Origin of the sequence: Acinetobacter sp. YH12236 (assembly GCF_013417645.1) — a bacterium.
Lineage (GTDB): Bacteria > Pseudomonadota > Gammaproteobacteria > Pseudomonadales > Moraxellaceae > Acinetobacter.
Window position 1 is genome coordinate 33,876 of sequence record NZ_VPDM01000009.1, and the last position, 21,387, is coordinate 55,262.

19 protein-coding genes are annotated in these 21,387 nt (G+C 40.5%); 13 read left to right on the forward strand and 6 right to left on the reverse strand.

The window, feature by feature from the left end:
- Window positions 1-126: 126 nt before the first annotated feature.
- The 10 genes from FTV14_RS05690 to FTV14_RS05735 all read left to right on the forward strand — a co-directional run bounded on the left by FTV14_RS05690 (window position 127) and on the right by FTV14_RS05735 (window position 13,686).
- Window positions 127-2,112 (forward strand): site-specific DNA-methyltransferase, encoded by a 1,986-nt coding sequence (locus FTV14_RS05690; RefSeq protein ID WP_180053510.1) that lies wholly within the window; start codon window positions 127-129, stop codon window positions 2,110-2,112.
- A gap of 2 nt (window positions 2,113-2,114) precedes the next feature.
- Window positions 2,115-5,102: a type III restriction-modification system endonuclease gene (locus FTV14_RS05695; RefSeq protein WP_180053511.1), complete on the forward strand. Its 2,988-nt coding sequence runs from the start codon at window positions 2,115-2,117 to the stop codon at window positions 5,100-5,102.
- A 48-nt stretch (window positions 5,103-5,150) separates the two neighbouring features.
- A complete protein-coding gene (locus tag FTV14_RS05700; protein ID WP_026444247.1) occupies window positions 5,151-6,650 on the forward strand; it encodes a DUF6035 family protein in 1,500 nt (499 codons plus the stop codon).
- A gap of 7 nt (window positions 6,651-6,657) precedes the next feature.
- Window positions 6,658-7,662 (forward strand): Fic family protein, encoded by a 1,005-nt coding sequence (locus FTV14_RS05705; protein ID WP_180053512.1) that lies wholly within the window; start codon window positions 6,658-6,660, stop codon window positions 7,660-7,662.
- A gap of 158 nt (window positions 7,663-7,820) precedes the next feature.
- A complete protein-coding gene (locus tag FTV14_RS05710) occupies window positions 7,821-9,410 on the forward strand; it encodes a peptide chain release factor 3 (protein ID WP_180053513.1) in 1,590 nt (529 codons plus the stop codon).
- A gap of 95 nt (window positions 9,411-9,505) precedes the next feature.
- Complete coding sequence (locus FTV14_RS05715; protein ID WP_180031500.1) at window positions 9,506-10,333, forward strand: hypothetical protein; 828 nt, start codon at window positions 9,506-9,508, stop codon at window positions 10,331-10,333.
- A gap of 49 nt (window positions 10,334-10,382) precedes the next feature.
- Window positions 10,383-11,345: an RsiV family protein gene (locus tag FTV14_RS05720; protein WP_180053514.1), complete on the forward strand. Its 963-nt coding sequence runs from the start codon at window positions 10,383-10,385 to the stop codon at window positions 11,343-11,345.
- Window positions 11,342-12,163 carry a TatD family hydrolase gene (locus tag FTV14_RS05725; protein WP_180053538.1) on the forward strand — a complete coding sequence of 274 codons (822 nt, stop codon included), beginning with the start codon at window positions 11,342-11,344 and terminating at the stop codon, window positions 12,161-12,163. The genes FTV14_RS05720 and FTV14_RS05725 overlap by 4 nt, the downstream gene beginning before the upstream one ends.
- Window positions 12,164-12,291: 128 nt before the next feature.
- A complete protein-coding gene (locus FTV14_RS05730) occupies window positions 12,292-13,098 on the forward strand; it encodes an enoyl-ACP reductase (RefSeq protein WP_004782067.1) in 807 nt (268 codons plus the stop codon).
- A gap of 189 nt (window positions 13,099-13,287) precedes the next feature.
- Entirely contained in the window at window positions 13,288-13,686 is a 399-nt protein-coding gene (locus FTV14_RS05735; protein ID WP_180053515.1) for a cytochrome b562, read from the forward strand.
- A 51-nt stretch (window positions 13,687-13,737) separates the two neighbouring features.
- On the opposite strand, the gene secB is transcribed toward FTV14_RS05735, so the two are convergent.
- The 4 genes from secB to rsgA all read right to left on the reverse strand — a co-directional run bounded on the left by secB (window position 13,738) and on the right by rsgA (window position 16,067).
- Window positions 13,738-14,196 carry a protein-export chaperone SecB gene (secB, locus tag FTV14_RS05740; RefSeq protein ID WP_004782070.1) on the reverse strand — a complete coding sequence of 153 codons (459 nt, stop codon included), beginning with the start codon at window positions 14,194-14,196 and terminating at the stop codon, window positions 13,738-13,740.
- 35 nt (window positions 14,197-14,231) lie between these two features.
- Window positions 14,232-14,486 (reverse strand): glutaredoxin 3, encoded by a 255-nt coding sequence (gene grxC / locus FTV14_RS05745; protein WP_004782071.1) that lies wholly within the window; start codon window positions 14,484-14,486, stop codon window positions 14,232-14,234.
- A 21-nt stretch (window positions 14,487-14,507) separates the two neighbouring features.
- The gene (locus FTV14_RS05750; protein WP_005232169.1) at window positions 14,508-14,915 is read right to left on the reverse strand and encodes a rhodanese-like domain-containing protein; all 408 of its coding nucleotides are present in this window, start codon (window positions 14,913-14,915) and stop codon (window positions 14,508-14,510) included.
- A 93-nt stretch (window positions 14,916-15,008) separates the two neighbouring features.
- Entirely contained in the window at window positions 15,009-16,067 is a 1,059-nt protein-coding gene (rsgA, locus tag FTV14_RS05755) for a ribosome small subunit-dependent GTPase A (protein ID WP_179992385.1), read from the reverse strand.
- A 124-nt stretch (window positions 16,068-16,191) separates the two neighbouring features.
- Here rsgA and orn point away from each other — a divergent pair, with 124 nt between their 5' ends.
- Window positions 16,192-16,746 carry an oligoribonuclease gene (gene orn / locus FTV14_RS05760; RefSeq protein ID WP_004782074.1) on the forward strand — a complete coding sequence of 185 codons (555 nt, stop codon included), beginning with the start codon at window positions 16,192-16,194 and terminating at the stop codon, window positions 16,744-16,746.
- 35 nt (window positions 16,747-16,781) lie between these two features.
- Here the strand turns inward: orn and FTV14_RS05765 are convergent, their stop codons facing one another.
- Complete coding sequence (locus FTV14_RS05765; RefSeq protein ID WP_004782075.1) at window positions 16,782-17,030, reverse strand: hypothetical protein; 249 nt, start codon at window positions 17,028-17,030, stop codon at window positions 16,782-16,784.
- Window positions 17,031-17,228: 198 nt separating this feature from the next.
- Between FTV14_RS05765 and FTV14_RS05770 the strand changes: the two genes are divergently transcribed.
- Together FTV14_RS05770 and FTV14_RS05775 are read left to right on the forward strand one after the other, a co-directional pair.
- Entirely contained in the window at window positions 17,229-17,999 is a 771-nt protein-coding gene (locus FTV14_RS05770) for a ThiF family adenylyltransferase (RefSeq protein WP_004782076.1), read from the forward strand.
- 102 nt (window positions 18,000-18,101) lie between these two features.
- Window positions 18,102-19,916, forward strand: a complete 1,815-nt coding sequence (locus FTV14_RS05775; RefSeq protein WP_180053516.1) for a tetratricopeptide repeat protein — start codon at window positions 18,102-18,104, stop codon at window positions 19,914-19,916.
- Between the two features lie 56 nt (window positions 19,917-19,972).
- Here the strand turns inward: FTV14_RS05775 and FTV14_RS05780 are convergent, their stop codons facing one another.
- Window positions 19,973-21,385 carry an efflux transporter outer membrane subunit gene (locus tag FTV14_RS05780; RefSeq protein ID WP_180053517.1) on the reverse strand — a complete coding sequence of 471 codons (1,413 nt, stop codon included), beginning with the start codon at window positions 21,383-21,385 and terminating at the stop codon, window positions 19,973-19,975.
- Window positions 21,386-21,387: the final 2 nt, after the last annotated feature.

Below are 21,387 nucleotides of genomic sequence, written 5' to 3' on the forward strand. Positions count from 1 at the left end.
GTATATTGATATATTTAAATTATCTTACAAAATTTTCAAATATTTTGCTTGTAAATTAGTCAAATATTTTCTCTTCTTAAATGTTAGAATATTTGCAAATTTGTGTTAAGAACCTTGTCATTTTATATGAAAACCGAACAGACCTTACCCACTGAAAAAATCACAGCGAATAGTGAGCAACTGGCTGTTTTAAAAAATAACTTTCCTCAATGCTTTGATAAACAGGGTAAATTTCTTGTTTCAAAGTTGCAGGAAATGTTGCAAGCTGATGGGGTTGATGTTAGCCGTGAAAGCTATAGTCTAAATTGGTTAGGCAAGTCTTATGCACGTGTTTTAGCTAATGAACCGATCAGAACTATGCTGTCGGAAGATATTGAGCATAATCAACAAGAACAAAATAAAAACAGTCATAACTTATTGATTCAGGGCGATAACCTTGAGGTTTTGAAGCATCTGAAAGGTGCATATACAGATAAAATTAAAATGATTTATATCGATCCACCATATAACACAGGGTCAGATGGTTTTGTATATCAAGATGATCGTAGTTTCACACCTGAACAATTTGCTGAGCTTGCAGGTGTAGACTTGGAAGAGGCTAAACGAATTTTAGACTTCACACAAAGCAATGCAAATAGTCATAGTGCTTGGCTAACTTTTATTTACCCTCGTCTTTACATTGCAAAACAGTTATTAAAAGATGATGGCGTTATTTTTATATCGATTGATGATAATGAGCAAGCACAACTTAAAATCTTATGTGATGAAGTTTTTGGTGAAGCAAATTTAGTAGGAAATATTATTTGGAATAATGTTACGGATAATAACCCGACAAATATTGCAATTGAGCATGAATATATACTTTGTTATGCAAAGAATAAAACAAATATAGCAAACCAATGGAAATCAAAAATTTCCGATGTTAAAGACGTTCTCTTAGAAATAGAAAAAGAGTTGATTTCTAAACACAAAGATATTAAAGCATTACAGAAAGAATATTCATCTTGGTTTAAGGAAAATAAATTTCAACTTTGGCCATTAGAAAACTATAAATTCATAGATTTTAAAGGAATATTCTCTGGAGAAAGAGGCGTACATAACCCAGGTAAAGAAGGCTATAGATATGATATTATTCATCCTAAGACTGGTAAACCTTGTAAAGAACCATTAATGGGTTACCGCTTTCCTGAAGCTTCAATGAAAAAAATGATCGAAGAGGAAAGAATTATCTTTGGTGACACTGAGGATAAATTAGTTGAGATAAAAGTATATGTAAAAGATTATCGTCAAAAATTTAGTTCAGTATTGAAAGTTGATGGTCGTGCTGGAGCAAATGAACTGAAGCATCTCTTCCCTGAGTATAAAAAGGTATTTACAAACCCTAAAACAATAAAGATTTTAGAGGAACTGATAGCATTTAATTTTAGTGATGATCAAGATGGATACATTCTAGATTTTTTTGCTGGTAGTGGAACATCGGCCCAAGCCACACTTGAATACAATGTCAAAAGCCAAAATCCAGTGAACTTTATTTGTGTGCAATTAAATGAATCTATTTCAATTGAAGATAAAAAAGTTAAAAATGATTTTGCATCAATTTTTGAGATAACTAAAGAACGTATTATTAGGGCATCTAAGAAGTTAACTGAAAATTATCCTAATAAAGATTTCAAAAGTGGATTTAAAATCTTTAAAACCTGTGAGAACTTTTTACCATCATCTAGTTATAGAGAGTTAAAGCAACTCATTCTATCTCAGTTAGATATACCATCTGCTATGACAGGCTTTGATGAAGCACAATTGCAAGATATTTTAACGACATGGAAAGGTTTGGATAAAATTTTATTGTCTGAAAATCTCAATACTGTAAGTCTTGGCGATTATCTAGCCTATAGTTTTGGTCATGTCTTGTATTTGGTCAATAAAGGCTTTAACACAGATGCCTTAAAAGGCTTGATTCAAAAGCTTGATGATGAACATGAATTTCAAGTTTCTAAATTGGTCATTCTGGGTCATCACTTCGATAGTAAATCTCAACGCGAAATCGATGAAGCGATGAAAAACTACAATAATAAAAAGTCGATTCCTGTTGATGTTGTGGTGAGATACTAATAATGAATGCAACATTACCTTTATTTGCAACACAGCAAACAAAACAGTTTCATTTTGAAGGGAACTTGCCACATCAACAACGTGCGGTAGATAGTATTCTTGCTGTGCTGGAAACGGTAACATTTACTAAACCTAATCAGCAAATGGCTTTACTAAGTAATCCATTAGCACCCAAAGATAAGCAACTGGGATTATCAGCCTATGCGAAATCTATTGAAGCGGTGCAAAAACACAATGAAATTTTAGGACATATAGCTAAACCTGAAAGCAATGTACTCGATATTTCAATGGAAACAGGTACAGGTAAAACTTATACCTATACCAAGATGATGTTTGAACTAAATGCACGACTGAAACTGTTCAAATTTATCGTCGTTGTACCTACTCTGCCGATTAAGGCAGGTACAGTTAATTTTCTAAAGTCTCAAGCGTCACAAGAACATTTCGAAACGAATTACCAGAATAAGTCAATTCGGTGTCATATTGTCGAAAGTCAGTCAAGCAAGAAATCTAAAAAAGATTTGATGCCTCAAAGTATTTTAGATTTTGTTCAAGCTCCCAATGATGGTCAGACGATCCATGTACTTGTAATTAATGCAGGTATGATTAACTCAGATACACTTAGTAAAAAATATGATCGTGCTGTATTTGATCAATTTAACACGCCTTTTGACGCAATTGCTTCAATTGCCCCAATGATTATTATTGATGAGCCACATCGCTTTTCAACCGTGCAAAAGACTTGGGGTAACATTCAAAAACTAGGTGGGCAGTTTATTGTTCGTTATGGAGCAACCTTTAATGAAGATTACTCTAACCTCATCTATCAATTAACCGCTGTCGATGCTTTTAACCAAGATTTAGTTAAAGGCGTGGTGGCTTATATTGAAGAATTTGAAGGTGCGAAAGACACATCAATTAAACTTGTAGAAATTGATACGAGCAACAAAAAGAAAGAAGAGGCTATTTTCCAAGTCAAACGAGGGAAAGTTACCGAAAAAGTTCATTTACTTAAAAATGAATCTTTGAGTAAGGTGGATCAGAATTTTGGTAGCTTAACCATTGATAACTTAAATAAAACCACAGTGGTGTTATCTAACGGTTTAGAGATTAAAAAAAATGATGTCATTGATCCATATTCCTACAATGAAACATTACAGGAGAAGATGATACGTAAAGCCATTACAAATCATTTCGAAATGGAAAAGGGTTTAATGACTCGCCCATCTGCTAGGATTAAACCGTTAAGCCTTTTTTTCATTGATAATATTGAAAGTTATCGTGGTAAAGAAGGAGAAAAAGGTACATTAGCTTTATTTGTTGAAGCTGAAATTAAGCAGCATGTCACTCGACTTTTAAAAACTGAAAAGCACGAAGCGTATCGAGAATATTTAGAGAAAACCTTGAAAGTTATTTCTCATTCGCATGGGGGTTATTTTTCTCAAGATAACTCTGAAAAAGATGACAAAATCGAGAAAGAGATTGAAGAAATTCTGCATGATAAAGAAAGCTTACTCAGTTTAGATAACCCTCGTCGTTTCATTTTTTCAAAATGGACATTACGCGAAGGTTGGGACAATCCGAATGTATTCCAGATTTGTAAATTGCGCTCTAGTGGTGGTAAAACTAGTAAGCTGCAAGAAGTTGGCCGTGGCTTACGTTTGCCAGTAAATGAGTTTATGCAACGCGTTAAAAAAGAAAACTTTCAGTTGCATTACTATGTTGATTTTACAGAAAAAGATTTTGTAAAAGAGTTAGTGGAAGATATCAACAGCAAATCATTAGTTGAGTTTGATGAAACTAAACTGACTAATGAACTAATTGCTCAAATTCTTGATAAATATTCAAATCAGTTCAACGATGAAGAGGCTTTACTAGAGCACCTAGATGGTCTTGATGCAATTAAGCGTAATAATGACTTTAAAGAAGGCGGTTTGGCGAAGTTAAAGCAAGAGTTCCCTCTAGTCTTTGCTCAAGGTCTAAAAGCAAATAAAGTACGTAATGCTGGAGATACAAAGCAGAAAGCAACTATGCGTCTTGCTAAGTATGCTGAGCTTAAAGAAATGTGGGAAACTCTTAACCGTAAAGTGATTTTGGAATACAAAATCGACTCTGAAGAGCAATTTCATGCTTTGCTCAAAGGTTATTTTGCGGCGAATTTAGATAGCTTTAAAAAGACAGGAAGTTTCACCAAAAAGCATACTTTAATTATTGAAAATAATTTGGCATCACAGCAGGTTGAGCATTCGATTCATGAAGAGGTTTTACCGATTCAAACCATGACCTATGGTGAATTCTTACATGAGTTAGCTATCTCTTTAAAAGTGAATCGTAATACATTACATCAGGTTTTTATTGAGTTATTGCAAAGTACAGATAAGCATTTGGATATAAATCAATATCTAAGCCAAAGTACAATTCGCTCTATTCGAAGTGGTTTTAATGATTATTTACTTAAACAGTCATTTCAAAGCTATCAGATTGGTTTAACGGATGTATCTAATACGGTTCACCCTACTGTATTCACCAATGAAACAGGCGAGCCATTAGTTGAGATAGAAAGTGCCAATTTAGGTCGAATGACTGAGGCTTTAAATATTGCAGATAATTATTTATTCAATGAACTCTTTTATGATTCACCTCTTGAAAAAGAAAATATCTGTGAAAAAGTTTCTGAAGTGTCTGTATTCACAAAGATTCCTAAAAACTCAATTCGTATTCCTATAGCAGGTGGTGGAACCTATTCTCCAGACTTTGCCTATATTGTTGAGTATGAAAGTGGTAAGAAAACTTTGAATTTATTAATTGAAACCAAGGATAAGGCTAGTTATACGCTATCTGAAGAAGAACAGCGTAAGATAAAACATGCTGAGCTTTTATTTAAAAATGTAAGAGATGATGTAGAGGTTGTTTTTAAAACTCAATTTGAGAGTGAGAAAGTCGTTGAAATTATTAAAAATGTTATTGGTAAAAAGGCTAGTAAAGGTTAGATTAAAGGCAATATTAATGTTGGCTTAATAAGCAAGTTGAGGGGATACATGAAGTTGGTTCATATTGTTGATAAAGATCAAAATATGTGGATTGATGTGAATGTATTCTTTCAACAGTCTGAAATGGAGCTGACTCAATGGCGTAGTCAAATAAGGGAGCGATATAAACGGGATAAAAACAAGCCTCATTTTACTTGCGCTTGGTGCCAATCCCCAGTGACCCTTGCCAGACGTACAGATCACATGGAGATCAATTCCTCGGCAACATTTTTTTTTAAACATATTCCTGAGTTGGAAAATAATCCAAACTTCCAATGTCCTGTAAAGCATATCAAACAGTTATCAGAGCAAGAAAAAACTGCTCTAAAGTATCAAATTGCGAAAGAAACTCAACAACATAAATTGCTGAAAGAGAACATATATAAAAGCCTTCAAGTAGATGAAGCTTTTAGTGATATTCATATTGAGCAAGTTCGTAAAAGTATTGATCTAAAGCAATGGCGTAGACCAGATGTATCTTCATTATATAAAAAGCAATTAGTTGTTTTTGAAGGACAACTTTCTACAACTTTTTTGAATGTGATTATTGATCGTAAGATTTTTTATCAAGATAACAATGCTTGCTTACTGTGGATTTTTAATCATTTTGAACCAACAGAAAAAGCGAAGAAGCAGTCAATGCAAGATATTTACTACAACAATAATGCAAATGCCTTTGTAGTGAATGATTCTACAGTCGCTCAATCAATTAAAACAAAAGTTTTTACTTTAGAGTGTCATTATTTAAAGCCTGAAATAAAGAATAATCAAATCATTAATCAGTGGAATACTGAGTTCGTCGAATTCCAAAACTTAGTCCAGAACGAAGCTACAAAGCAAATATACTTTTTTGATTATGAAGCTGAATATCAAAAGCTAAAGCAAAAATTAGGCTTACGTCATAGTTATTTACAAGAGAGTAAGAATCAAAAAGATAAACTAAAAGTTCAGAAATATATCGAATCACTAGAACAGGTTGATCTTGATACAAAAGTTCCATCAAAAACTAAATCTGAATTATTGGTCGAGTTTACTAAACTATGGATAAAAACTCATTACCTTACCGATAGTCAATTCAACTTTCAGTGGTTTTCCATCCGTAAAGAGCTTGAGCTAATGGGTATTAGTACACCTAAATACATTTTACATGCACCCTATAAAACAGTGGTCAACTCAATTTTAAGTGCAAAATTTGGTTACGTTGTAGGTAACAATATTAATGATATGGTGAGTGTAGCTCATAACTTGATGGAACATCATCCAGCTTACATTAAGCATTTGATGCTTACTTTAAAAGTAACAGGCAAACCCGATTTATTAAACGAGAGAGATAGTTCGGGTAAATGGAAAGAGCGTTATAAAAAATATGTTCAACAGCCAGAAGAGTTTAAAATTTATAAACATGATTTAAATCAATTTATTGAATTTTTAGTTCCTGAGTTTGAAGGACGCTTAATTGCTTGGGGTGAAAGCTGTGAACTTCATTCAAAAATAAATTTACCAAAGTAGGTCTATTATGAAATACCAACCGCCTTATACCATCACCTCAAAAATCATTCATCTGATTGCTCAGATCAGTGAAAATATAGGGCGTTTGACTGTTTTAGAGGAAATTCAGGACAGCTTAAAACTCAGAAAAGCCAATCGTATCCGTACTATTCAAGGTTCTCTTGCAATAGAAGGGAATACGTTAAGTACAGAACAAATCACGGCGATTCTAAATGGTAAGACTGTGATTGCACCTCCGAAAGAAGTTCAGGAAGTACGTAATGCCATTAAAGCCTATGAAGCATTTCAGCAGTGGCAACCAAGCCAAGAAAAAGACCTATTACAAGCGCACCAAATTTTAATGACAGGCTTAATTGATGAAGTCGGTCAGTATCGTCATGGTGGTGTCGGTGTAATGTCAGGTGATCGAGTAGTGCATATGGCTCCACCTGCGAATCAAATTAATCGACTGATGGTTGACTTACTTGATTGGTTAAATGATAGCGAAGTGCATCCTCTTATCCAAAGTTCAGTATTTCACTATGAGTTTGAATTCATTCATCCATTTGCGGATGGCAATGGTCGCATGGGAAGGCTATGGCAAACTTTAATATTAAGCAGATGGAATCCAATCTTTGCTAATATTCCTGTTGAGAGTTTGATCTATCAAAATCAAAAAGCCTACTATGAGGCTTTGCAAGCAAGTACAGATCGTACTGATTCAGCCCCGTTTATAGAATTCATCTTACACATGATTTTAGATGCCATTCTTAGTTCAACTGATACCGCTCAAGATAGCGATCATGTTACCGCTCAAGTTAACGTACAAGTGAGCGACCAAGTTCAGCGTTTACTTTCGGCAATGAAGCAAGAAGATTATACTTTAGCTGAATTGATGCAATTGGTTGGATTAACTCATCGAGCAACATTCCAAAGGAATTACTTAAATCCTGCAATAGAAGCTGGTCTGATTAAACGCACCATTCCTGATAAGCCGAAAAGTCCGAAGCAAAGATATAGATTAAAAAGATAACAATACTTTCAATTGTGGATAAATCAAGACATATCCGCAATCAGTAAAATCCTATTCAAATCTGCTACAATTACGCCAATTTTGAATTCCCACTTTTTCAGTTTTAGTACATATTTAGAAATGTGTACATAACTGTGTACATATTGTAGATTTTTCTCATGTTTAAAGATCAATTAGCTAGAGAGGTAAAGGCTCGTAGAACCTTTGCTATTATTTCCCACCCCGATGCCGGTAAAACCACCATGACAGAAAAACTGCTGTTATGGGGTCAGGCCATTCAGGTTGCAGGTATGGTGAAAAGCCGTAAATCGGATCGTGCAGCCACTTCTGACTGGATGGAAATGGAAAAAGAGCGTGGGATTTCGATCACCACGTCCGTCATGCAGTTCCCGTTCAAGGACAAGATGATTAACCTGCTGGATACCCCGGGGCATGAAGATTTCTCGGAAGATACTTACCGTACCCTAACCGCGGTAGACTCGGCGCTGATGGTGATTGATGGTGCAAAAGGTGTCGAGGAACGTACCATTAAATTGATGGAAGTGTGTCGTATGCGTGACACACCGATCATTTCTTTCGTCAACAAAATGGACCGTGAAATCCGTGAGCCTTTAGAGCTGCTGGATGAAATTGAAAATGTCCTGAAAATTAAATGTGTGCCGATTACCTGGCCACTCGGTACAGGACGTGACTTCGCTGGCGTCTATAATCTGCTTGAAGAAAAGTTCTATGTCTATAAAGCCGGTTTTGGTTCAGTGATTACTGATATCGAAGTTCGTGATGGCTATGACCATGCAGACTTACGTGAAAAAGTCGGTGAGCTGGCTTGGGCGGCATTTGAAGAATCGTTGGAACTGGTACAAATGGCCAATGAGCCATTAGATCGCGAAGAATTCCTGGCAGGCCGTCAAACTCCAGTGCTGTTCGGTACTGCTTTGGGGAACTTCGGTGTCGACCATGTTCTGGATACATTTAGCGAATATGCACCGCCTCCAAAAGCGCATCCAACTCAAGACCGTAAAGTAGAGGCGGATGAAGAAGGTTTCACAGGCTTTATCTTCAAGATTCAGGCCAATATGGACCCGAAACACCGTGACCGTATTGCTTTCATGCGAATCTGTTCAGGTAAGTATGAAAAAGGCATGAAAATGAAGCATGTGCGTATCGATAAAGATATCCGCATTAGTGATGCCTTGACCTTCCTGGCCGGTGACCGTCAGCATCTGGAAGAAGCATGGCCGGGCGATATTATTGGTCTGCATAACCACGGTACCATCCAGATCGGTGATACCTTCACTTCAGGTGAAAAACTGCAATTTACTGGTATTCCGCACTTTGCACCGGAAATGTTCCGCCGTGTCCGTCTGAAAGATCCATTGAAGTCAAAACAGCTGCAAAAAGGTCTGAAAGAGCTGTCTGAAGAAGGTGCAACTCAGGTCTTTATGCCACAAAACAGCAATGACCTGATTGTTGGTGCTGTGGGTGTGCTACAGTTCGAAGTGGTAGCGTATCGTCTGAAAGAAGAGTACAAGGTGGACTGTATTTATGAGCCAGTGAGCATCAATACAGTACGTTGGGTGTCTTGTGCAGATGAGAAGAAATTCAACGAATTCAAGAAAAAAGCCCATGACCAGTTATCTGTAGATGGTGGTGGTCACTTGACTTATCTTGCACCAAGCCGGGTGAATTTACAGCTGATGCAAGAACGTTATCCAGATATCGTATTCCGTAATACACGCGAACACTAAGCCTTCAGGCTTGGAAAATGTTAAACAGCTTCTCCGGAAGCTGTTTTATTTTGTGCTACATTTAAACCACTCATTACTTATATCTCTAAAAAATCATGAAGTTTAGTAAGGAAATCCTGCTCGGTTCAGTCATTGGCTGTAGTTTGTTACTTGGAGCATGTGATAAAAATGAAAAAAAACAGCCAGCGACAGAACAAAAAAAATCTGCAGCAGTCACCCCTGAAGAAAAAGCCAAATTTTTGCCTTACCTGAATATTCAGGAGAAATCGGCCGATATTGCCTTGCCATTTTGTGAGACCAAAAACTGTATTAATCTGGATATTCAGACCTTAAAGACAGCCGATTCCTGGCTAAACCAGTCTATTGAAAAGCAGCAGGCGAAAGTGATTCAGGATCAAATTGGCCTAAAGCAGGATATGAGCCTGCAGCAGGCGGTTAATGCCTATGTAAAAAAATCAGATGCCTGGCAAGCCCAGCTCAAACTGAACAAGGCCTATGAGTTATCGCTGTATACTCGCATTCCTTATCAGCGTAATCAATTTGTGTTAATGCAAATTGGGGTAGACAGCACTCAGGAAAATATCCGCGTTAATGAACGCTATTATTTTTTTGTGGCTGACCGGCTGCAGCAAAAAATACTCAGTCCTCTGGATATTATCAATCCTGAACAGCAGTTGCAGATGGACCAAATTGTGCAGCAGGCTTACCAAAAATGGTTAAAGGACAATAATGCGGAAGTCCAGCAGAAAGCTCCAAAAAAACTGTATTGGGGGCAGGCGGACTGGTTCTTTGATCAGGAAGGAATTGGTCTACATTATCGGAGTCAGGAAATTAGCAAAGATGCCAAACAACTGGACATCTATTTAACCAAAGAACAAACACAACAAGTCTTGAAAGTGGATATTTATCAGAATATGTTCTAACAGGTAGGTCCTGCAAGGATAAATGATGATGTTGAATAAAGGTTAATGCATGTCAAATTATAAGAATGTTTTATGTCTGTCAGTATTGGCATCAGCAGTTTTGCTGAGTGCCTGCCAGCCTAAGGAAAGAGAGCCGAAAGAACCTGCTGCACCTGAAGTGGTACAGGCTCAGCCTGAAGTGCTGAAGCTGAGCGGTGATACTGAGAAGCTGAAACTGGCCTTGCCTGAATGTGAAGGAAAAAACTGTCCTGAGATTTCTATCGAGAGATTGAAAAGTAATCAGCCATTTATTGATGAATGGATAGATCAGCAGATTCTGCAGCAGCTACAGGGTATTTTGTCTATTGATGCAATCGAACCGGCGAAAGCATCGGCTGCCAGTGAAGCAGAAGCCGCTGCTTCCGAACCGCAAACCGCATTAGCCAATGTCAAAACTCCAAAACAGCAGCTTGAACAGCAGATTCAGCCGCATATGCAGACTTTCCTGAATCTGGATAAGGAGTTGAAAGCACTCAGTGCCAGCCATAGTATCAGCCTGATGATCAAACCGAGAATTCTGCAGTCTGGTGATCCACTCGCGACTGTGGTCTTAAACAGTACCCATTATCTGGGTGGTGCGCATGGCGCTTCTGCTCAAACCTACTACAATTTTGATCTTGAGCAGAAAAAGCTGATTAAGCTGGACGATATCATTCTGCCTAAACAAAAGGCTCAGCTCGAAGCCAAAGCTTATGAGGCTTTTAAAACCTGGGTGATGGAATCCAAACTGGCCAATGATGTAGCCGAATATGAACAGGCCTGGAAATTCAAACTGACGGATAATTTCTATCTGTCTAAACAGGGACTGGCGCTGCAATATGCTGAATATGAGATTGGTCCTTATGTGGTCGGTTTGCCACGTCTAGTCATTCCTTATGAACAGTTGAATGGCATTTTGAAACCTGAAAATCTGCCTCAAACAGAGAACGCTGCTTCAGAAGCCGAGCCTGCAACTCCTGCCAAAGCACGCTGATGGTTTCGTTATTTGATACCCATACCCATTTTGATGTTCCCGATTTTGATCATGATCGGGAACAGCTGGCTTATGCATCCAAAGCAGCAGGGGTGGAGCATCTGGTCTTAATCGGTTTTTTACAGAGCCGGTTTAAGGATTTATTGCAGACGCATCATTTTATTAATGAGTTGGCCAATGCACCACAAAGCCATCTGGCACCCGGCCTGCATCCATTCTATCTTGAGCAGCATCAACTAGAGCATTTACAGGATCTGGAGCAGTTATTAAACACAGAGCCTTGTATTGCGATTGGTGAAATTGGCTTGGATACTTTTGATAAGCGGCATAAACAGCCGGAACTTTTTCAGAAACAGAAGGATTTTTTTGCTGCACAGCTGGAACTGGCGCAGCAGTTTGATAAACCTGTGTTACTGCATATCCGTAAATCCCATGCCGATGTTTTACAGATTCTAAAACAGCATCGGTTTAAGCAAGGTGGTATTGCCCATGCCTTTGGTGGCGGGATTGAAGAGGCGAAAGCCTTTATTAAACTGGGCTTTAAGCTTGGAATAACAGGGCAAATTACCAATCCGAATGCCAAAAAACTGCATCAGGTGGTACAGCAGGTAGGACCGGAACATCTGGTACTTGAAACCGATTGTCCGGACATGACGCCCTTATGTTGCCAGCATTCGACAGAACAGCGGACTCGCAATACGCCTGCCAATCTGCCTTATGTTTTGCAAGGCTTGGCCAAGAGTCTGCATATGGATCAGGATGAACTGGCACAGCAGCTCTGGAAAAACACCCATCAGGCTTTACATCTGGCGATCTAAGATAAAACCCTACATCGGTCGGAAAGCGTATTTCAATGTATGATCCAGTGAAAAAAGGTGCATTATGCAATTTCTAAAATGCTTGAGACTTGGCATCATGCATATAAATTATTTTGAGTGAGATTCACATGGCACAAGGACTATTGGCGGGTAAGCGCTTCTTGATCGCAGGTATTGCAAGTAAATTATCAATTGCTTTTGGTATTGCTCAGGCATTACATCGTGAAGGTGCAGAACTCGCTTTTACTTATCCAAATGAAAAGCTGAAAAAACGTGTAGATGATTTTGCTGCACAATTCGGTTCTGAATTGGTTTTTCCTTGTGATGTGGCCGTAGATGCAGAAATTGACAATGCATTTGCAGAACTGGCAAAACACTGGGATGGTCTGGATGGTGTCGTACATTCAATCGGTTTTGCACCAGCACATACTTTAGATGGTGATTTCACTGACGTGACGGATCGCGAAGGCTTTAAGATTGCCCATGACATCAGTGCTTACAGCTTTATCGCGATGGCACGCGCTGCGAAGCCATTACTGGCTGCACGTCAAGGCTGCCTGTTAACGCTGACTTATCAAGGTTCTGAGCGTGTGATGCCAAACTACAATGTGATGGGTCTGGCGAAAGCTTCTTTAGAGGCAGGTGTACGTTACCTGGCATCTAGCTTGGGCGCAGAAGGTATTCGTGTCAATGCGATCTCAGCCGGTCCAATCCGTACATTAGCAGCGTCTGGTATTAAATCGTTCCGTAAAATGCTGGACCTAAATGAAAAAGTGGCTCCACTAAAACGCAATGTGACCATTGAAGATGTCGGTAATGCAGCATTGTTCCTGTGCTCACCATGGGCGAATGGGATTACTGGTGAAATCATGTATGTCGATGCGGGTTATAACACAGTAGGTATGAGTGCTGAACTGATGCTGGATGCAGAATAAGTCGCTTTAAAAGATTAATTCTCAGCAGAGAAAAACCCTCAAGTTTTTGAGGGTTTTTTATTTTTAACTCTAATTGTTAATGATGTAAGTCTGATGACAAGGGATACAAGAATTTGGATCAAAATAATTTATCTTTCAGGACTTTCCCACTAAGATGCTTAATATAAAAACAATACAGGACAATTAAGGATGTTTAAAAATTTTTTAATCAGCATGATTTTTGTGATGGGAACTGTGGGGATCACCACGTCGGGCATGGCAGCAGACAATCACTATCATGACAATATGCATGAACTTGACCATCATTTAAAAAATTTCAAATCTGCCAAGGATAGCAAAGAGGCGCGGGCAGCATTGCAAGGCATGCAAAAATCTGTGGAAGTCTGCCAGAAAAATTTACCCTCAGGTCTACAAAAGCTAAAATCCAAAGATGCAAAAATTACGGCTTATCAGGGATTGTTAACTGACTTATTGAAAGAGATTAAACAAGCTGAGCAACTTGTTGCAGCCAATCAGCTAGCCAAAGCACAAACATTGACAGAGAAAATGGATCAGATTAAAAAGCAGGGGCATCAAACCTTTAAATAAGCCATGAAAAAGACCGCAATTGCGGTCTTTTTTAACTTCAAGATCAAGTGATTAAGCTTGACCTTCAACAGCAGCAGCTTGCGCACGTTGCATGTTCGCTTCAAATTCAGCATCGAAGTTGATTGGAGTAAGCAGCAATTGCGGGAAGCTACCTTTAGTGACCATATCATTCACCGCTTCACGAAGGAACGGGAACAGAATGTTCGGGCAGTAAGCACCAAGAATGTATGGCAGACGCTCTTCTTCCACGCCATCAATCAGGAAAATCCCTGCTTGAGTCACGTCAACGATAAACGCTGTATCACCTTCATTGGTTGCTTGAACCACAACTTTTAAAGCCACTTCAAAATGAGTCGGATCAATTTTTTCTGCAGAAGAAGAAAGGTTGATGTTTAACTCAGGTTGCCATTGCTTGGTAAAAACTTGTGCCCCAGGAACTTCAAAAGAAATATCTTTAGTGTAAATACGCTCTAATGCCAATTGTGGTTGAGCTTGTTGTTCTTCACTCATTCTTTAATCCTTGATATGAGGTAGGTTTTAGTAAATTAAGCCAATAATTCGTCTAGTTTGCCTTCACGCTCTAGGGCATAAAGTTGATCAAAACCGCCGATAAATTGTTCATTAATAAAAATCTGTGGCACGGTACGATGATTGGTGCGTTGCATCAATTCAAGACGCACTTCAGGGGCTTCATTCGATAAATTAATTTCTTTGAATGCAACACCTTTGCGCTCAAGGAGCTGTTTTGCACGGATACAATACGGACATACTGTCGTCGAATAAATAGTAACTTCAGCCATGATCAATCTCCTGTTCGCAGATTATTTGCTTTTCACCAAAGGTAAACCTTGAGCTTTCCAGTTTGTAATGCCGCCATCCAGACGGTAGGCATCTGCATGACCTACCTGTTGAAGCGCAGAACCTGCAACTTGCCCAAGATTACAAATGAACACCAACGGGCGATCAGATGCTTTTAACTCATCAACGTGTTTTGTAATTTGGCTATATGGAATGTTACGGCTACCACTGATGTGACCTTCACGGAAGTCTTTGGCATCACGTAAATCAATCAGCATGGCATTTTTTGCTTTAACTAAAATTCCCAGCGATTGCGGAGAGATTTTGCGACCATTACGTTGACCTTCGATAATGAAGAAGACAACCACGAGTACCGCGAGTGTTCCAAACAAGAAGGGGTGATTCCCCATAAACTCGAACCAACGTTCCACAATTCACCTAATTACAATTTTAAAATTGCCAAGAGTATAGCTCATAAATATGGTGATCAAAATCACCGCTTCAAGGGCTAAGCCTTAAGAAAATTAATTTTTTTGCTGCGCTTCGTTAATTTCGCCGATTAAACGTAAATAGCTTTCCAGTCGGCGCGGCAAAATTTCCCCTGTTGATGCTGCCTGACGTAAGGCACACTGCTTTTCATGCTTATGTGTGCAGTTACGGAACTGGCAGTGACCGAGCAAGTTTTCAATTTCCGGAAAACCACTTTGGACTTTATCCAAGGTCAGATGCCAGAGACCAAATTCACGAATCCCTGGTGAGTCGATGAGAGCAGCGCCATCGCCAAAGGAAATCAGACGTGTGGAGGTCGTCGTATGCTGACCCAGTGCCGAGTTTTCAGAAATGACATTAGTTTTCTGTGCAGCATCCGGGACGATCGCATTAATCAGCGTGCTTTTACCTACACCAGACTGACCGACAAACGCTACAGTTTCCTCATTCAGACGAGCGGATAGTTCTGTCAGATCGCCATCGGACTGGGTTTGCATGACTTCATAACCCAAATCTTTATATTCTTTAAGCAGATCAAGAATCGGATCATTTTCCTTGAGCAAATCTGATTTATTGAGCACTAAAAGTGCTGGAATCTCTGCATCTGCACAAGCCACCAGATAACGGTCAATCAAACCTGGTGCTGGTTCAGGCAATGGCGCGAACACAATCACAATCAGGGAAATATTGGCGGCAACCGGTTTAACCTTGTGGTAACGGTCAGGACGGGTCAGCAAAGAAGTGCGCGGATGAATCGCTGTAATAATGCCGAGTCCGGTATTGGGATCAGCCTGCCATTTGACCCGGTCACCTGTTACCAGCAATTCCAGGTTAGTTCGGGTATGGCAGCGCCAGACACTCCCTAGTTCAATCGGTTTCCAGAATGGCTCAGGTTCACCTTCAGCCACGACCGGTTTTTCAGGATGCTGTTCAGGTACAGACAAGGCCTGGACTTCAAGCTGGCGGCCATAATGCTGCACGACCAGTCCTTCCAGGTCTTGAGAGGTATCGATCTCTTCCTGACGCGTTTTGTGCTGTTTTTGAATACGACGTTGTTGTTGTTCAGTTAAACGACGTTTACGTATTAAAGCCATTCAAATCCTAAAAAACCATGGGAGCGAGATGGCAAAAATAGCATGAAGCGGGGTGTCAGTTACAGCATCGACGTAATAAATTTGCTACTATAAATGTTTTATAGCCTAATAAGATTGCACATTTATGAGCAGCACCCCGGATAGCCGCCTGATTTGGATTGACCTGGAAATGACAGGTCTGGATACAGATAATGACCAGATTATTGAAGTTGCCACGATTGTAACGGACGATAACCTAAATATTCTTGCCGAAGGGCCCGTGCTAGCTGTGCATCAATCTGACCGTATCCTGAATGCGATGGACGAGTGGAATACTCGCCAGCATGGTCAGTCTGGCCTGATTGAGCGTGTACGCCGCAGTAAATTGACTGCTCAGGATGCAGAACGTGAAACGATTGAATTCCTGAAAAAATGGGTCAATCCAAAAGTATCGCCGATGTGTGGTAACTCGATCTGTCAGGACCGTCGCTTTCTGCACCGTTTAATGCCTGAACTGGAACAGTATTTCCATTACCGTAATCTAGACGTATCTTCAGTAAAAGAGCTGGCAAAACGCTGGCGCCCTGAAATCATGAGTGGTCTGAAGAAAAATGCTTCGCATCTAGCGATGGATGATATCCGTGATTCGATTGCTGAACTGAAATATTATCGTGAATATTTCTTCATTATGAATAAATAATCCGAGCAAATAAAAAAGAGGCGAAAGCTTCTTTTTTATTGCTTGGCAGAAAGTTTCTTGTGATAAAAGTTTTCACTGCTTTCAAACAGTACCCAGGTCAGAAGCACCAGAGCAAGATGGGTCTGGGTTTCATATTGATCCAAGATAATCAAAGCAAATAATCCTAAAGTCAGGATACGGATCATGATACTGAGATAATAATTTTTCTGCTTTTTAAAGGTTAAACCGTAAAGATAGAGCAGGAACAGCAAAACCAGCAGGGCAAAAAGGGCGTTAAATAGCATGCTGATCTGGCTCCCTTTAGGACAATAATAATTGAAATATTTTGAAGATTATTATGATGGTAATTTGATCAATTTTACGTGTTTTAGCGATGGCACAAGAATGCTTTTTTAACTGATTTTGTATCTGGATTTTAGTGGCAGTAAAGTGTCCATGATTTTGCTAAAATGCTCTGGTGTTTTTCTTGCTATTGATGACCTATGACTGATCTGCTTCAAGATGATGAGTATGACCGCCGTTTTGCGGGTGTAGCCAAAATTTATGGTGACGATAGCTTTCATCATTATGAAAACAGTCACGTGATGGTGATCGGAATTGGCGGTGTTGGTTCATGGGCAGTCGAAGCATTGGCACGTACCGGGATTGGTGAGCTCACACTGGTCGATATGGATGTGGTCGCAGCATCGAATATTAACCGTCAGTTACCAGCTATGACGGCGACACTAGGATGTGAAAAAATCGAAATCATGGCAGAACGCTGCCGTTCGATTAATCCACGCATCAAGATCAATCTGATTGACGATTATCTGACGCCAGAAAATGTGAAAGAAATTCTGTCAGGAAATCCTGACATCATTCTGGACTGCATTGATGACGTCAAAGCGAAATTTGCCTTGATGCTGCATTGCCGTTTTAACAAGGTTCCATTGATTGTATCCGGTGGAGCAGGCGGTAAACTGGATCCCTTAAAAATCCGTGTTGCCGATTTATCCAGAACCGAACAGGATCCAATGCTGGCAAAATTACGTGCGCAATTACGTGCTAAAGGCATCTGTAAAAAGCCAAAAGAAAAATTTGGCATCACTTGTGTCTACTCTATCGATAACCCATTCTCGAGTGCAGATGTTTGTGCAAGCGCAGGCTTACGCTGTGGTGGTTATGGGTCTGCAGTGGTAGTGACCTCTAGCTTCGCCATGGTTGCGGTATCGGAAGTATTGAAAAAGCTCGATAGTAAAAGACTTAAAGCCTGATTGAGTCAAAAAAAAGCACACGATCTGTGCTTTTTTTTATGCTAAGTTTAAAATGAATTTTTATACATATAACAAAAACAATCTTTTGGTTTTGGAGCAGCTATGTGGTTTTTGCTAGTGCTGGTTTTGGGGATTGGGGCTTTAGCAATTTGGATGTGGAAACGTCCTGATCCGGTGAAACGTGATCAGGCCAAAGCCGTGCATCATGATCTATGGATTGAACAGATTGATGCTCAATTGAAGTATGCAACCCGTCTAAGTACGGATCCGCATCACCCGGACTATGGACGTGCCTATCAAATTTATCAGGGGCTGGCCCAGCAGCAGGAATTGCCGCAGGCTTATGTGGGCATGGCCCTAATGCACTTAAACGGACAGGGCCGTGAGCAGAGCACGGAAAAAGCGATTAGCTTTCTTGAAAAAGCTTATAGTTTAGGTGGTGAGGATGCAGCCTATCATTTAGGCCAGATCTATGATGGTCATCAATACCAATTAAATGATCCTGAAAAAGCCTTGTACTGGTATCGGCATGCGGTCGCGCGCGGTCATCTGGATGCGCAGTATCGCATCACTGAGCTGGCTGAATCTGATCATGACACTGCAGAACAGCAACGTCTGCAATTGTTAATTCAAAATGCCGGGCAGGGGCATGCCAATTCACAGTATCAGCTAGCCCAATATTATTTGGCGGATGGTGCAGCGCAAGATTTAAGTTTGGGTATCCATTATCTGTTTCTGGCAGCACAGCAGGATCACTTGGCGGCCAATCAGGATATTGCCGAAGCCTATGCAAATGGCAAAGTCTTGCCCAAAAATCAACAGCAGGCTTTGAGTTTCATTAAACGCTGTATTCATCTGGGTGATCAGAGTGGTTTATATGATTACTATGCCGGCGTGTTACTCGGCACTATTAATCCTGATCAACGTCAACGGGTGTTTAAGCATCTATTACAGCAGTCCAAAGAACATAAAGATGCACAGGCCAAAACCCTGATCGGTCTGGCTTATTTTCATGGCTGGTATGTACAAAAAAATGAAACCATGGCATTTCGCTACTGGTCTGAAGCAGCACAAACCCAGCATCCTCAGGCCTTGAGTCTGATTGCCGCACTATATTTTGAATCCTATCTGGTCGCACATGAACCGGAGAAAGCATTTGAACTCTATCGACATGCCTTGCAAAGCGATCCTGATCATGGCTTTAGTCAGATGGGTCTGGCGCTCTGCTATTTAAACGGAGTAGGTGTAGCCAAAGATACGGCTAAAGCTACCCAAATGATTCAGGGAATTGCACAGCAAGAGCAACTTGTAGCACAGTCTGAAGCTGATCTGATTTATATAGTCGGACGTTTTTATAGCTTGCCTGAATATCCGCTGCCGACTCGAGAAAAGGCAATTCAATATTTGAATCAGGCTGTGGCGAAAGGATCAAGTAAGGCTGCCTGGTATTTGTATCAGGCTTATAGTGGTCTTTATCCAGTCTTTGAAGTGAATGAGGAACAGGCCAAACGTTATCTGCATCAGGCAGCTCAATTGGAAGATGCACAAGCACAGGCCGAATTAGGCTTGATGTATTTAAAGGGCAAGAAGGTAGAGCAGGATACGGCTTTAGGACTGAAATATCTGCAACAGGCCGCGAGCCAGCATAATGGTCTCGCATTGAATGCTTTAGGTAAGGCTTTGGAACACGGCATTGGTATTGAAGCTAATTTGGATCAGGCAATCCAGTGCTACCGTAAAGCGGCTGCGCAGGTGAATGCTGATGCTTATAGTCATCTGGGGCGCTTATATACCAAAGGCATTGGTGTAGAACGTGATATTGCAATTGCCCGTCAATGGCTAGAAAAAGGCAGTCTGTTAGGACATGAGCCTTCTATTGAACAGCTCAACAATGTAAATGCTTATCTGCATATGTAAACTTCAATAAAAAAACCGCTGACTAACAGCGGTCTTTTTTGAGTCAAATATATTGCTTAAGGTAGTTGTTTGATCGGGCTACCACCCAAAGCTTGCATCAGGGTCACATAAGCATTGTATTGGCTTTGTCGGGTTTGCACCAAAGACAGACGGGCATTCCGCGTAGTTTCCTGTGCATCCAGCAGATTTTTCAATGCTACTGCACCATTACGATAACGCACTTCGGTCAAACGTTCAGTACGTTCAGCCAGTTCAACGTTACGCTGTTGTAACGCAACCTGTTTGGTGAGTTCAGTACGATTAGACAAGGCATTCTCTACATCGGCAAAAGCTTCATACATGGTCTGACGATACTGGATAATCGCTTTTTCATATTCCAGTTCATTCACCTGCAAATCACGCTTCATGTCATTCCATTGCAGGAATGGCAGGCTGAGTCCAGCACCTAAGGTCGCCACCGGATTTTTAAGTGCATCTGACAATGATGAACTGGTGCCCACGCCGGTACTTAGGCTGCCAGTCAGGCTGATCGAAGGATAATAACTGGCTTTATTGGCATCCTTGTTGGCCAAGGCTTTACGCAAACGCAATTCAGTAGCTCTCAAGTCAGGACGGCGGGAGAGAAGGCTAGCAGGCAAGCCAGCTTCAATCGACGGTAAAGCAATATTCGGTAAACGTTTCGGTTCCTGAATCGAAAGCTGTTGCACAGGCATATTCATGAGTACTGCCAGCGCCGTACGTGTTTCCACACGTTGCTGCTCAATCTGACTTAAGGTCGCTTGCTGGCTTTGGATCGCCTGTTCAGCCTGAGTTAAATCCAAACCAGACACAGCACCGGCACGATACTGGACATTGACCAGATCATAGGTACGCTGTGCAGTCGCCAGGTTTTGTTGAACCACGCTATAACGTTCATTTAGATAACCCAGCTGCCAGTACAGTTGAGCAGTCGTACCAATCAGACTTTGTGCAGTCGCCTGTAGATCTTCTTCAGATGCCAGCGCTTCCCAACGCGCTGCTTCAGTCTGGTTGGCCAGTTTACCGAACAGATCCAGTTCATAGCTTAAGCCAGGGAAATTAACCCCAAAGCCGGATGAACTGCTGCCATCTTCCAGATCAAAGCTTCTACGCGTGGTTAACCCCGCATCACTGATACGTACACCTTGCTGGCTTTGTGTTTGTCTGGCCTGAATACGGGCTTGCTGCAAATTAATCCCGGCCACGGCCAGATCACTATTGGCTGCCAGTACGTCATTTACCAGACTATTCAATTGGGGATCTTTAAATAGAGTCCACCATTGATCTGCCAGAATATCAGCATAGATTTGCTGGCTTACAGCTGTACTGTTTTGAAAGTTGTTAGGCACCTGTACAGCAGGCTGTTCATACGGCGTTTTCACTACGGCCGCACAGCCAACCAATGAACTCCCTAGAATCAGGGCACTGGCAAGTTTGGTAAGAGTATGCATAT